General features: G+C 62.2%; 12 protein-coding genes. 8 read left to right on the top strand and 4 right to left on the bottom strand.

Annotated elements, in window-relative coordinates; all coding sequences use genetic code 11:
• The first annotated feature begins 194 nt into the window (after positions 1–194).
• Positions 195–656: a response regulator gene (locus EOC93_RS00915; protein ID WP_126107244.1), complete on the top strand. Its 462-nt coding sequence runs from the start codon at positions 195–197 to the stop codon at positions 654–656.
• 27 nt (positions 657–683) lie between these two features.
• Here the strand turns inward: EOC93_RS00915 and EOC93_RS00910 are convergent, their stop codons facing one another.
• A complete protein-coding gene (locus tag EOC93_RS00910; RefSeq protein WP_095483540.1) occupies positions 684–1400 on the bottom strand; it encodes an HAD family hydrolase in 717 nt (238 codons plus the stop codon).
• 148 nt (positions 1401–1548) lie between these two features.
• Here EOC93_RS00910 and EOC93_RS00905 point away from each other — a divergent pair, with 148 nt between their 5' ends.
• From EOC93_RS00905 to EOC93_RS00890, 4 genes are all read left to right on the top strand, one after another.
• Positions 1549–2985: a glutamine synthetase family protein gene (locus EOC93_RS00905; protein WP_164759003.1), complete on the top strand. Its 1437-nt coding sequence runs from the start codon at positions 1549–1551 to the stop codon at positions 2983–2985.
• A gap of 21 nt (positions 2986–3006) precedes the next feature.
• Positions 3007–3375, top strand: a complete 369-nt coding sequence (locus tag EOC93_RS00900) for a four helix bundle protein (RefSeq protein WP_095483539.1) — start codon at positions 3007–3009, stop codon at positions 3373–3375.
• An 82-nt stretch (positions 3376–3457) separates the two neighbouring features.
• On the top strand, positions 3458–4744 hold the full coding sequence (locus EOC93_RS00895) for an FAD-binding oxidoreductase (protein WP_127203598.1): 1287 nt from the start codon (positions 3458–3460) through the stop codon (positions 4742–4744).
• Between the two features lie 194 nt (positions 4745–4938).
• Positions 4939–5766: an SH3 domain-containing protein gene (locus EOC93_RS00890; protein WP_164759002.1), complete on the top strand. Its 828-nt coding sequence runs from the start codon at positions 4939–4941 to the stop codon at positions 5764–5766.
• Positions 5767–5794: 28 nt separating this feature from the next.
• Here EOC93_RS00890 and EOC93_RS00885 read toward each other — a convergent pair whose 3' ends face one another.
• Together EOC93_RS00885 and EOC93_RS00880 are read right to left on the bottom strand one after the other, a co-directional pair.
• Entirely contained in the window at positions 5795–7096 is a 1302-nt protein-coding gene (locus EOC93_RS00885) for a Mur ligase family protein (RefSeq protein WP_095483536.1), read from the bottom strand.
• Positions 7097–7196: 100 nt separating this feature from the next.
• Positions 7197–7943 carry an SDR family oxidoreductase gene (locus EOC93_RS00880; RefSeq protein WP_126103654.1) on the bottom strand — a complete coding sequence of 249 codons (747 nt, stop codon included), beginning with the start codon at positions 7941–7943 and terminating at the stop codon, positions 7197–7199.
• 306 nt (positions 7944–8249) lie between these two features.
• Between EOC93_RS00880 and zwf the strand changes: the two genes are divergently transcribed.
• The 3 genes from zwf (at position 8250) to edd (ending at position 12334) form a co-directional block, all read left to right on the top strand.
• Positions 8250–9719, top strand: a complete 1470-nt coding sequence (gene zwf, locus EOC93_RS00875; protein ID WP_126103655.1) for a glucose-6-phosphate dehydrogenase — start codon at positions 8250–8252, stop codon at positions 9717–9719.
• Positions 9701–10417 carry a 6-phosphogluconolactonase gene (gene pgl / locus EOC93_RS00870; RefSeq protein WP_127203596.1) on the top strand — a complete coding sequence of 239 codons (717 nt, stop codon included), beginning with the start codon at positions 9701–9703 and terminating at the stop codon, positions 10415–10417. Before zwf ends, pgl begins: the two co-directional genes overlap by 19 nt.
• Before the next feature lie 72 nt (positions 10418–10489).
• Entirely contained in the window at positions 10490–12334 is a 1845-nt protein-coding gene (gene edd, locus EOC93_RS00865) for a phosphogluconate dehydratase (protein ID WP_127203595.1), read from the top strand.
• 62 nt (positions 12335–12396) lie between these two features.
• Here edd and EOC93_RS00860 read toward each other — a convergent pair whose 3' ends face one another.
• Positions 12397–14064, bottom strand: a complete 1668-nt coding sequence (locus EOC93_RS00860; protein WP_127203594.1) for a VWA domain-containing protein — start codon at positions 14062–14064, stop codon at positions 12397–12399.
• Positions 14065–14128 lie beyond the last annotated feature (64 nt).

Here is a 14128-nt window from a genome sequence, read left to right as displayed (position 1 = left end):
GTCTCTGCGCAGGTGATTTGCGTTTGCACGGCCAGTTTGCATACGGGCAAAAAACAGAACTTGCTTTAAATTTTAACGTTTCTTGCGATATTCTCGATGTTCGCCATTTCAGCTTGACATAGGCAGCGATCTCACGGCAATTGTCTCTAAAGTTTCAACCCTGCATTGAAACCAGTCGAGTGCCCGCCCCGCTCATGCGCCCCGTGAATCGCGATACCAAGACTGTAAACCACCTGAGTTTGGTGAGCCGGAATGTGGATCCCGAGATGCTCACGGATTTCACCCGCGTGCTCGTCGTCGGAAAGTCGCCGGTCAACCGGGTGGTGGTTTCGAAAATCGTCGAACGATCCGGGCTCAAGCCGATCTCGGAATCGCCCGAGACGGCAGCAACGACGTTGCGATCGCTCATTCCCGGAGCTGTCGTCCTCGACGGCGGCGCGGACAACAAGGACTGCGACGCGCTGATGTCGGGTATCGACGCGCTGCGACGCACTTCTGGCAAGTCGCTCCCCTCGGTGATCCTGCTTTCGACCAAGAACGGCACACCAGAGAGCCTCGGTCTGTCGAGCGTCGTCGATGCGGTGGTCGTCAAACCGATCACGACCGAACGACTGCAGCCGGTGATCGACCGCCTGGTCGAACTCGGACGTAACTAGCCAGCACCCGGCCCGACGCCAAGACGATCAGCCGGCTTTCCCGATGTTTTCGATCAGCCGGGGCAGTTCCGAGAGATCGGCTATCTGGCGGAAGCGAGGCGCGGTGACCGGCGGCTCGACATGTTCCAGCACCCACGTCAATTCATGCGGCACGTGGATGCCCCAACTGCCGGCCTCGATGGCCGGCACCACATCCGACTTGAGCGAATTGCCGACCATCATGCTTTTTTCGGCGCCGTCACCATGGCGGCTGAATATCCTGGTATAAGTGGCGGGGCTCTTGTCGCTGACGATCTCGACGGCGTCGAACAGGTCGCCGAGACCCGATTGCGCCAGCTTGCGCTCCTGATCGAAGAGGTCGCCCTTGGTGATCAGCACCAGGCGATATGCGCTCGCCAGCTTTTCCACGGTTTCGCGCGCATGGGGCAGCGGCTCGATCGGATGGCCGAGCATCTCGCGGCCTGCGGCAAGAATTTCGGCGATGACCGAGGCCGGCGCCCGGCCCCCGGTAATCTCGATCGCCGTTTCGATCATCGACAGGGTAAACCCCTTGATGCCGAAGCCGTAGACGGCGAGGTTGCGCTTCTCCGCCTCCAACAATCTTGCCGAGATGTGCCCCTCCTCGGCATGATCGGCGAGCAGCGCGGCAAAGCGCCTCTCGGTGATGCGGAAGAACTGCTCATTCTGCCAGAGCGTATCGTCGGCATCGAAGCCGATCGTGGTCAATTCATGATTGTTCTGCATTCGACGTCTTCACCGAGGTCATTTAATTTGCGTCGAACCTAAGCTGCTCGAAGCGGTTTTCAACTGCCAGACGAACGCAGGGCCGGCTCCCCTTCCCTTCCATCACCGCCCACGACTATACTCCAAAATCCGCAACCCAATCTGGTGAATGATGCCGCCTGCAAAAAAGGAAGTCCGTCCGTCGAGCCGCGGAGGACGTATCCGCACGCCTGCCTTCGTGAAAAATCAGCGCGGCGTGAAGAACTGGAAGGAAGTCAGCGCCTGGCTGGAGTGGCGCGGCATCGAGGATATCGAGTGCATCACGCCCGATCAGGCGGGTGTTGCGCGCGGCAAGATGATGCCGTCGAAGAAATTCACCTCAAACACCTCGCTGGCGCTGCCCTCGGCGGTGTTCATGACGACGATCTCCGGCGGCTATCCGGAGGACGGCAACGGCTTCCACTATCCGGAGGACGACGGTGACCTCAAGCTGATGCCGGATCTTTCGACATTGACCGTGGTGCCGTGGGAAGAGGACCCGACGGCGGCGGTCATCTGCGACCTCGTCCACCAGGACGGCCGCTCGGTCGAGTTCACGCCGCGCAACGTGCTGAAGCGTGTGCTTGCCGCTTACGACAAGCGCGGGCTGAAGCCGGTGGTGGCGCCCGAGATCGAGTTCTACCTCGTGCGCAAGAATCCCGATCCGGACTACCCGCTGACGCCGCCGGTCGGGCGTTCGGGACGAGCGATCGGCGGCGGCGCCGGCTATTCGATCGCCGGCGTCAACGAGTTCGACGAACTGATCGACGACATCTACCATTTCTCCGAAAGCCAGGGCCTGGAGATCGATACGCTGATCCACGAGGAAGGCGCCGGCCAGCTCGAGATCAATCTGCGCCATGGCGATCCGATCGAGCTCGCCGACCAGGTGTTCATGTTCAAGCGCACCATCCGCGAGGCAGCGCTGAAGCACGATATCTATGCTACCTTCATGGCCAAGCCGATCCAGGGGCAGCCTGGGTCGGCCATGCATATCCACCAGTCGATCATCGACAAGAAAACTGGCAGGAATGTCTTTTCTGCCGAGGACGGCTCGGAAACCGAGGCCTTCTTTCATTTCATCGGCGGCATGCAGAAACACGTGCCGAACGCGCTGGTGATGTTTGCGCCCTATGTCAATTCCTACCGCCGGCTGACCCAGTCGGCTTCGGCGCCGGTCAACAACAAATGGGGCTACGACAACCGCACCACCGCGTTCCGCGTTCCGCGTTCCGACCCGGCGGCCAGGCGCGTCGAGAACCGCATCCCCTCTTCCGACGCCAATCCCTATCTGGCGCTGGCCGCATCGCTCGCCTGCGGGCTGATCGGCATGACCAACAAGATCGAGGCCGAGCCGCCTGTCCTCACCACCGCCAACGATGCCGAGATCGACCTGCCGCGCAGCCTGCTCGAAGCCGTCGACCTATTGGAAGCCGACGAGGAACTCTGCGCGCTGCTCGGCAAGTCGTTTGCCGCGACCTATGCGGCGATCAAGCGGGCGGAATTCGAGACCTTCATGGAAGTGATCAGCCCGTGGGAGCGGGAGTATCTGCTGCTAAATGTTTAGGGGAGTAGGGGAGTAGGGGAAATGGCTGAGAAAACGGGTTCCTACAAGGATCTAATTGTTTGGCAGCAGGCAATGGACCTTGCGGTGGCGGTTTACGGCGCGACGAAATCCTGGCCGAAAGAGGAACTTTATGGACTGACCAGCCAAGTGCGGCGCGCTGCAACTTCGGTACCGGCGAACATAGCGGAAGGCTATGGCAGAGAGATCCGAGGCTCCTATCAACAATTTCTCCGTATTGCTCAAGGATCACTGAAAGAACTAGAAACTCAGCTTATGATCGCTGAGCGTATCGGTATCGCACCGAAAGCTACAGCGACTTCATTGTTGTCGAGTACCGAAAGTGTGGGAAAGCTTCTTCGACTTCTAATCCGCAAACTGTCAGCCGAATAGCTTCCCTACTGCCCTACTGCCCTACTGCCCTACTGCCCTACTGCCCTACTGCCCTACTGCCCTACTCCCCTACTCGGTCATCATGCCCTACCAATCCCCAATCTCCCCCGGCCGCTCCTGGTACGAGGACACGGCCGGCCCACGGCCCGAATATCCGGCGCTCGACGGCGATCGGACATGCGATGTCGTCATCGTCGGCGGCGGCTTCACCGGCCTGTCGGCGGCGGCGCATCTCGCTAAGGCCGGCAGCAATGTCGTGCTGATCGAAGCGCATCGTTTCGGCGACGGCGCATCGGGTCGCAATGGCGGCCAGCTCGGCACCGGCCAGCGCGCCTGGGCCGAGGAACTGGAAGCGGAATACGGCTTTTCCCGCGCCAAGGCGCTGCTCGACCTCGCCGAAGAGGCCAAGGCGCATCTCTTCGAATTCGCCGCCGTCAACAAGATCGAGATCGACTACATGCCCGGCCAGATGTCGGTGGCGCACAAGCAGCGCTATGTCGACGACTATAAGGCGCATGCCGAGATCATGGCGAACCGCTTCGGCTATCCGCACATCACCTTCATGGACGCGAGGGAGACGGCGGAGCGGTTGGGCTCGACGCGCTACTTCGGCGGCACCCGTGACACCGGCACAGGGCACATCCATCCGCTGAAGCTGGCGATCGGCACGGCAAAGGTGGCTGCGCAGGCGGGCGCGCAGCTGTTCGTGCAGACGCCGGCGACCGGCATCGCGTCCCTTGGCGGCAAGGTGAAAGTGACGACGCCGAAAGGCACGATATCGGCCGAGAAATGTCTGATCGGCGTCAACGCCCATGGCGGCACGCTCGAGCCGATCAGTGCCGCGCACATCATGCCGATCGGCTCCTTCATCGGCGCGACGGTGCCGCTCGGGGCCGACACAAAAGTGCTGCCGGGCGGTGAGGCGGTCGATGATTCCCGCTTCGTCGTGCGCTACTTCCGCAAATCGACGGATGGGCGGCTGCTGTTCGGCGGGCGCGAGATCTACGCCGTCAACCATCCGAAAGACATCCATGTCCACATCCGCCGGCAGATCGCCGAGCTTTACCCTGACCTCAGGGATGTCGAGATATCCCATGGCTGGGGCGGCTATGTCGGCATCACGATGCCGAGAAAACCCTTTGTGCGCGAGGTGATGCCCAATGTGATCTCGGTGGGCGGCTATTCCGGCCACGGCGTCATGCTGTCGAACTTTTTCGGCAAGCTCTATGCCGAAACCGTTGCCGGCAACCGGGACCGGCTGAGGCTGATCGAGGATCTAAAAATCCCGGCCTTTCCCGGTGGCCGTCGCTTCCGCGCACCCCTGCTCTTTCTTGCGCTCAATTGGTATGCCTTGAGGGACCGGATCTAACCACAGGTTGCAGAATCCCTCGCGAACATGCAGAATTCCGTGCAAGGGCGCAGTGATGCCACAATCGCAGGCAAAAGATGAGGGCCGTGGGCAGTTAAACGGGGGAATTTGCGGGCCTGCCCGCTTTTTGGTTTTGGGACCGATCTAACGCCGGTTTTCCATTGAACGTCGGCCCGCAAATGGAGGTTGCAAGAGTGAGAGAGCCCTTCAGTTTCGGCGCGCCGGAACGACGGCGCTTTGCGATGCAGTTTGGCTACGACATGAGGCCCAGGTTTTGGCAGAAAGTCCGGTCGAACTTGCATCTGGTAATCGCCGCGCTTGGCACAGCAGCGCTGCTTGGCGTGGCCGCGGTGGCGCTATGGCTGGCATTGCCGGCCAATGAGAGACAAGCTGTCGCGAGCCCCGAGCAGATCGTTCCAAGCGTTCCGGTAAAAACGACGAAGATCGTGCCGGCGGCTGCCTCGACGGTCGCCGCGGTGCAGCCGGCCACGGGCAAGGCCGATGCGGTTTCGCCGGCGGTGGTTGCGGCTGAGGCCGAGATACCGGCGCTGGCGCCCAATGATCCTCGCTGGACAGGATCGAGGCAGAAGACCGCATCCGGCCAGATGGCGGGCCAAGTCGAACCAACGGCAGACAAGCCGTCCACTGCGGCGGCATTCGCCGATCCGGCAGCGAAAAACAAAGCCGCAGCATTGCTTGCCAAAGTCGCGGCTCCCAACAAGACGGCGCCGGACGGTGCGCAAACCGCCGCCATTCCCACTGCTAAGCCGCAATTGCCGGCGGCCACGCAGAACGATGGCACCCAAGCCAAGGTCGAGGCCAAGAAAGTGAGCGCGGCAGACACCGGACGCATCCTAAGGGCCGTCACCATGCGCACCGGACCGAAGAAGAATGCGGCCCCCATAGTCACCGTTCCCGCCAAGACCTCGGTTCAGGTGATGGGCTGCAAGAAATGGTGCCAGATCGTCTACAACGGCAAACGCGGCTGGATCTACAAGAGCTTTATCAAGACTGGCGCGTAGGGCTGGTCGGGCTCAGATGGCTTCCGTACTATGGTTGGCGGCCGAGCAGACGCCGAAAGCGTTGCCATCGTCTGGCATGCCTGCGTTCCCTGACATGGCTGCGATGCTCTTCGAACGGCACTTCGAACAGACCGCACGTATCGCAGCCTTCCCGCTTGCCGCAGACGGGAACCCAGCATTTGACGTCGTGCTTCCAGGCCAGCGCGATCCTCTCTAGGTGAAGACGGGACGAGCTCTTGAGTAAAATGAGCTCACCGGCGACGGCCGTCCGCTTGATGTGGTCCGAGACCTCCTTGGGCATACGCAATTCGTGAAAGCGGCCGGCGTCACGATCGTCTTGCCCGGCTCCAGAGCGATGCGCATTGTCGCCGACATAGATGACCTGGTCTGCGATTTCTCGCGCCGTCTTGTAGGCGTAATGGTATTTTCTGGTCGAGCCCGCATAGTCTGAAATCTGCCCCAGAACGATGCGCTTCCGCTCGACAGTGGCCTTGGCCATCATGTCGAACGCAAGATTGATCGAATGCCAGGGCGACTTGGCGGCGTCGACGATGAATTGCGGACCGCCATTGGTGATGAGCACCTGGCATCGATTTGGCAGCGGCTGGAATGTCGCCACCCTTGCCGCCACTTTTTCGGGAGGAACGCCAAGCTCCAGCGCTACGCTGACTGCTGCGGCGGTCGGCAGCCAAAAATGTTCGGCTGGGAACGGCGTCTTCAGCTCTAGCACGCCGCCACGCCAATGGACGGCCAGCGCCAGCCTATCCGGATAGGCGGCATGGACATTAGTCACGCGGTAGTCGGCCTGTTCCGACAGGCCGAAAGTGACGACGCGATGCGGAGTGGCGGAAGCCATGCCGATCACATGGGGATCATCCGCATTGAGCAGAGCGAAGCCGCCCGGCTGCAGCGCATCGACCAATGCGCGCTTTTCCCCGGCGACGTTCTCCAGGGTCCTGAAAGCTGTAAAATGTTCGAGGCGAACCATGGTGACCACAGCCACATGCGGCTGCAACATATCCGCCATCGGCTTGAGCGTATCGGGCCCATGGGCTCCGGCTTCGAAAACGACGTAGTCGACCTCACCATCAGTCTTCATGCGCTTGTAAAGCGTGCTTACCAGCGACTTGATCGTGTTGGCGAGAACCTGTGCATAGACTGAGCCATGGCTGGCCAGTATGTGTCCGAGCAAACTCGCTGCCGTCGACTTACCCGAACTGCCGGTAATGCCGATGAAAGTCGCGCTGCTTTTTGCCCGAGCGCGTCTTGCTTTATAGACTCTGAGACGTTGCCCCAGGTCTTCGCGAACTTTCCGCAATCTAGCGTTCATCGCGCCACCAAACCCCCACCCTATCGCCGTCTTATGCCTTTCGCTGGATGGTCAAGTCAATTGAAGCCAGGCATGTTGAAGCCCGATATGGCCGGAGGGCTCAGATGCAACGTCCACCATCGACCTCCAACGCCACGCCGGTGATGAAAGCCGCCTCGTCCGACGCCAGCCAGAGCGCCGCGTTGGCTATGTCGAGCGGCGTCGAAAGCCGGCCAAGCGGGATCGACGCGCGAAATTTCTCGCGGATTTCCGGCGTGTCGGCGCCCATGAATTTTCCCAGCATGCCGGTCTCGCCGGCGACCGGACACAGGCAGTTGACGCGGATGTTCTTGGGCGCGAGCTCCACCGCCATCGACTTGGTCGCGGTGATCGCCCAGCCCTTCGACGCGTTGTACCAGGTAAGGCCGGGCCGCGGCCTGATGCCGGCCGTCGAGGCCGTGGTCAGGATGACGCCGCCGCCCTGCCGATCCATGATCGGCACGACCGCCAGAGCGGCGTGGTAGATCGCCTTCATGTTGACGGCCGTGATCAGGTCGAAGGTCGTCTCGTCGACATCCAGCATGTCGCCGTTGCGATGGGTGTAGCCGGCATTGTTGACCATGATGTCGATGCGGCCGAAGGCACTCTTTGCCGCATGGACCATCTCGTCGAACTCGGAACGCAACGAGACGTCGGTCTGGGTCCAGATCGCCGCGCGGCCGATCTCGTTGGCGACGCGTTCGGCGCCCTTGGCGTTGAGGTCGGCGACAACGACGCTCGCGCCCTCTTCGGCAAAACGCTTGGCCATGCCTTCGCCGAAACCTGACGCGGCACCGGTGATGATGGCAACTTTGTTTTCCAGGCGCATTGTTTTCTCACTCATGATTGAAGACGATGGCTCGGCCAACCGCCGGCGATGGCGGCCGAAAGATCAATATACTCTCGATTTCTCCTTTGGCTTTCAGCTCGGTCCCGCTTTATGCTGCATCTGCGAAGGCCTCCCGGAACCCCCTCGCCGACAAGCGTCCGGGTTGCGCCAGTGTCAAGGGCACACATCAGGACCAATCGGTAAAGGCCGATTGGCCTTGGGGTGTGACGCCGTGGCACTGGAAAATCTAAATCGATTAGATTATATCAGCCGCGTCACAGCGACCGGCGTCAAAGCGGACAGACCATGACCAGCCAGATCATTCCCGTCGACCCTTTCGACTTCATCATTTTCGGCGGCACCGGCGATCTGTCGGAACGCAAGCTTTTGCCGTCGCTCTACCATCGCCAGCGCGACCATCAGTTTTCCGAACCGACGCGCATCATCGGCACGTCGCGCTCGAAAATGACCGACGAGGAATTTCGGGATTTCGCCAGGCAGGCGATTTCCGACCATGTGAGACCGGCCGATATCGACGCCGCGGAGCTGAAGACGTTCCTTGCCCGGCTTTCCTACGTCTCGGCCGATGCGACCACTGGCGCGGGCTTCGACAAATTGAAGAAGGCGATCGGCGACAGCGAATGCATCCGCGCCTTCTACCTGGCGGTCGCGCCGGCGCTGTTCGGCGACATCTCGCACAAGCTGAAAGAGAACGGGCTGATCACGCCGAACTCGCGCATCGTGCTGGAAAAACCGATCGGGCGCGATCTCGCCTCGGCGCGCGCGCTCAACGATCTGGTCGGCGATGATTTCCATGAAAGCCAGATCTTCCGCATCGACCACTATCTCGGCAAGGAGACGGTGCAGAATCTGATGGCGCTGCGCTTTGCGAACGCGCTCTACGAGCCGCTGTGGAATTCCGCCAATGTCGACCATGTCCAGATCACCGTCGCCGAGACGGTCGGCCTCGAGGATCGCGTCACCTATTACGACAAGGCCGGCGCGTTGCGCGACATGGTGCAGAACCACATGCTGCAGCTTCTCTGTCTCGTCGCCATGGAAGCACCGTCGTCGATGGATGCCGATGCCGTGCGCGACGAAAAGCTGAAAGTGTTGCGCGCGCTGAAACGCATCAACGGCAACGAAGCGCCCAAGCACACGGTGCGCGGCCAGTACCGTGCCGGGGCCTCGGCCGGCGGGCCGGTGAAAGGCTATGTCGAGGAGCTCGGCAAGAACAGCAACACCGAGACCTTCGTTGCGCTCAAGGCCGAGATCGGCAACTGGCGCTGGGCGGGCGTGCCGTTCTACCTCAGGACGGGCAAGCGGCTGGCGACCCGCGTCTCGGAGATCGTCATCGAATTCAAGCCGATTCCGCACTCGATCTTCGGCGACAGCGCCGGACCGATCTCCGCCAACCAGCTGGTCATCAGGCTGCAACCCGACGAAGGCGTCAAGCAGTTCATCATGATCAAGGATCCGGGGCCGGGCGGCATGCGGCTGCGCCAGATTCCGCTCGACATGAGCTTTGCGCAATCCTTCGACGGCCGCGCGCCCGATGCCTATGAACGGCTGATCATGGACGTCATTCGAGGCAACCAGACGCTGTTCATGCGCCGCGACGAGGTCGAGGCGGCGTGGAAATGGATCGACCCTATCCAGGATGCCTGGGAAAGCGGAAGGCAAGAGGCGCAGGGTTACACGGCCGGCACATGGGGTCCCTCGGCCTCGATTGCGCTGATCGAACGCGACGGGCGGACATGGCACGAGAGCAATTGAACAGCGCCGCCTACAGCTGGCACGCGTTTGCCGGACGCCAGGACCTGGCGGCAGCACTTGCCGGCCACGTCGCAGGCCGCCTGACCAATGCAATAGCTGAGCGCGGCACGGCATTGCTCGCCGTTTCCGGCGGCACGACGCCGGCGAAATTTTTCGCATCGCTTTCGAATATCCCGATCGCCTGGAACAAGGTCACGGTGACGCTGGTCGACGAGCGTTGCGTGCCGTCCTCGTCTCCGCGCTCCAACGCCGGGCTGGTCGCCGCCAATCTTTTGCAAAACGCGGCCGCAGCCGCACGTTTCGTGCCGCTCTACGAAGAGGCAGCAACCATCGAGGATGCGTCGGAGTCCGATAGCAGGATGGTGCGGTCGCTGCCCTGGCCGCTCGATGTCGTCGTGCTTGGCATGGGAACCGACGGCCATACCGCATCGTTCTTTCCCGATGCCGACAATCTGGAAAAACTGCTCGACCCGTCCTCGGAAAGGGTTGTGCTCCCGGTTCACGCAACAAGCGCCGGCGAGCCGCGCCTGACGCTGTCGCTGGCGCGGATCGTTGAAGCCGGCTTCATCGCACTGCATATCGAAGGCGAGGACAAGCGCAAAGCATTCGAGAGTGCAATGGCATCGGGAACGCGAAAACCCATTCGCGCCGTGCTCGACGCAGCCGAGAGGCCCGTAGAGGTTTTCTGGGCACCCTGATTTCAACTTGCCGAGGGTCCCGGCAGATAGCCGGACGGTGTTTGCGGGACCTCGCCTGAAAGGACCGACGCCATGACCGCGAGACGCGACATCGAAGCCATCACCGAGCGCATCCGCCAACGCTCCAGACCCGGGCGCGAGGCCTATCTCGGCCGCATCGCCGAGGCCTCGAACCGCACCGCCAACCGGGCCGTGCTTTCCTGCGGCAACCTCGCCCATGGCTTTGCCGTCTGCAGTCCTTCGGAGAAGGTGGCACTTGGCGGCGACCAAGTGCCGAACCTCGGCATCATCACCTCCTATAACGACATGCTATCGGCACATCAGCCTTTCGAGACTTTTCCGGCGCTGATCAAAGACGCGGCGCGCGAGGCCGGCGGCATTGCCCAAGTCGCCGGCGGCGTGCCGGCGATGTGCGACGGCGTCACGCAGGGCCAGCCCGGCATGGAGCTGTCGCTGTTCTCGCGCGACGTGATCGCCATGGCCACGGCGATCGGCCTGTCGCACAACATGTTCGACGCGGCCGTCTATCTCGGCGTCTGCGACAAGATCGTGCCGGGGCTGGTGATCGCAGCCCTGACCTTCGGCCATCTGCCGGCGGTGTTCATCCCGGCCGGGCCGATGACGACAGGCCTGCCCAATGACGAAAAGGCCAAGGTCCGCCAGCTCTATGCCGAAGGCAAGGCAGGAAGGGCCGAACTGCTCGAGGCCGAGTCCAAATCCTATCACGGACCAGGAACCTGCACCTTCTACGGCACGGCGAACTCCAACCAGATGCTGATGGAGATCATGGGCCTGCACACGCCGGGCGCCTCCTTCGTCAACCCCGGCACGCCGTTGCGCGACGCGCTGACCCGAGAGGCGACGAAGCGGGCTCTGGCGATCACCGCGCTCGGCAACGCCTATACGCCGGTCGGCCGGATGATCGACGAGCGCTCGATCGTCAACGGCATCGTCGGCCTGCATGCCACCGGCGGATCGACCAATCACACCATCCATCTGATCGCCATGGCGGCCGCGGCCGGCATCGCCATCACCTGGCAGGATATTTCGGACCTTTCGGAAGCCGTGCCGCTGCTGGCGCGGGTCTATCCGAACGGCCTTGCCGACGTGAACCATTTCCATGCGGCCGGCGGGCTCGGCTTCCTGATCCGCGAACTGCTCGACGAAGGCATCCTGCACGAGGACGTCCAGACGGTTTGGGGCGAAGGCCTGCGGCCTTATGCGGTCGAAGCCAAGCTCGGCGCCGATGGCGGCGTGGTGCGCGAGGCCTCACCCCGCGAAAGCGGCGACGAGAAGGTGCTGGCGCCGTTCAAGAAAGCGTTCCAGCCAACGGGCGGATTGAAAATGCTCTCGGGCAATCTCGGCCACGCCGTCATCAAGACGTCCGCCGTGAAACCGGAGCGGCGCATCATCGAGGCGCCGGCAAAGGTTTTCGACAGCCAGCAAGGGCTCAACGAGGCGTTCAAGGCAGGCACATTGACCGGCGATTTCATTGCCGTCATCCGCTTCCAGGGGCCGAAAGCCAATGGCATGCCGGAGCTGCACAGGCTGACCACCGTGCTCGGCGTCCTGCAGGATCGCGGCCAGCATGTGGCGCTGGTCACTGACGGACGCATGTCGGGCGCGAGCGGCAAGGTGCCGGCGGCCATCCACGTGACGCCGGAAGCGGTCGAGGACGGGCCGATCGCCAGGATCCATGAGGGCGATATCATCAGGCTCGACGCCGAGGCCGGAACGCTGGAAGTGCTGGTGCCGGCCGGCGATTTCGCACTGCGACGGGCGGCGGACAGCGATCTTATCGCCAATGAATTCGGCTTCGGCCGCGAGCTTTTCGCTGGGTTCCGGCAAATGGTCGGCCGTGCCGATCACGGCGCCAGCGCCTTCGGAAACAACGTGGCGGAACTCGCACTGCAGTGAAAAAAGGGCGGCGCAATGCCGTGGCTGGCGGGCCGCCCTTTTGCCGGCGTCGAATTACGTCCCTACTGCACCGTCAGCTCGGCTCGCTCGCCGGCCTTGATCGTCACTGTGCTTTCCCTTGAGCTGTTGTCCAACTTCTCCGAGACGACCGCATAGTCGCCGGCCGGCAGCGCCGCCTGATACTTCTCGTCATAGGCGTAACCGAGCGATTTGCGGTTGCCGTTGATGTCCTTTTTCGGATCGAAAATCTCGATCTTCGAGGCCCCTGGCGCGGTGATCGCCAGCACGCCGGCATTGATGGCGATCTTCAGATCCTGATTCTCACCGGCCTTGACGCTGAACGGCTGCTCGGCGACGGCGAGGTCGACCGTCGCCATCAACACATAGTCATCGGGCGGCAGATCGAACTTGCTGTCGGGACCATAGGCATAAGTCACCTCTTCCCTCGTTCCGTCGATCTTCTTTTTTGCCTTGAACACCTTGAAGCCGATGCCCGAACCGTCGGCCTTGTCGCCGCCGGCGACATAGTAGGCGTTGGCGACGACGTGGCCGACGCCGACGATGATATCCTTGTCGATGACCCTGCCGGCCGTGAGCGAGATGGTTTCGGTAACCTCGCCCTGCCCAATCGTGACCGTCACTTTCTGGTCGCCGGCCGGCAACACGACTTTCGTGTCGCCATAATAAGTCGGGGGCGTATCGACGCCCGGATAGACGATCACGACAGCTGCGCCATCGGCCACATCCGCTCCCTCACTTGGCCGCGGGTGAATGATGAGCGTGCCGGCATTCAGCGCGAAGATAGGCTTATAGACCTGCCCCGCCTCGACCTTGAGCTTCTGTTCGGTCCTGGCCTCGCCATCGCGTGCGACAATTATGTAGTCGTCGGGTTCCAGATTGCCCTTGTAGGCGCCGTATTCGGTGGTGACGTAATCGCCGCGCGTGCCGTCGGAGCTCGCCTTGTAGATCTCCCAGGAATTGCCGTCGGTGACGGGATCGCCACCCTCGGCTAGCACCACGGTCGGCACGAAGTTGAACTCTGGCTTTTCCGGCTCGAGAGCCGGCGCCGGTTGCGGCGCAGGCGCTGGTTCGGGCGCCGGTGCAGGCGCGGCGGCGATAGTTTCGACCAATGCGTTCTGTAGCGCTTGCTCGTCGGACGCCTGGATGTATTTGCCGCCGGTGTTGTCGGCGAGGCAAGCGACCTGCCTGCCCTCGTCCGCGGTCAGGCCGAAGCCGACGACGTCGACGGTGAAGTCGACACCGGCAGCCTTCAGCTCCTTGCCGAGCGCGCACGGGTCGCCATTGCAGGTCTCAAGCCCGTCGGTGATCAGGATGACGGTGGCCTTGTCCTCGGTGTATTTCAGCGCCTCGGCCGCCTGCTTGACGGCCGCGGTCAGCGGCGTCTTGCCGATGAATTTCAGACTGTCGGCGGCAGCGGAAACAGCACCTGCCGAGCCGGCTTGCGGCGGCACGATGAGCTCGATGTCCTCGCAACTGCCCTTCTCGCGATGACCATAGGCCATGAAGCCGATTTCCTTGTCGGCGGGGACCGACTGCAGCACGGTTCGAAGCGATTCGCGGGCAATTTCGAGCTTGGGCTTGCCGTCGATCTGCGCCCACATGGAGCCGGAAGCGTCGAGAACGATGACGACACGGTCGGCGGCATGGCCGGGCGTCGTCATCCACAACAGGAGCATCGCCGCGGCGAGGCTCCGTGCAAGTCCCGCCATGAAAATCTCCCCCAGTCAGTCACCGTCAGTTCCGGGAAGCTATTTGACGCGGCACTAGGACACA

The organism is Mesorhizobium sp. M6A.T.Ce.TU.002.03.1.1 (genome assembly GCF_003997275.1).
Taxonomy (GTDB): Bacteria; Pseudomonadota; Alphaproteobacteria; order Rhizobiales; family Rhizobiaceae; genus Mesorhizobium; species Mesorhizobium mediterraneum.
Note: the sequence above shows the minus strand (reverse complement) of the source record. Positions and strands in the feature narration are given on the sequence as shown.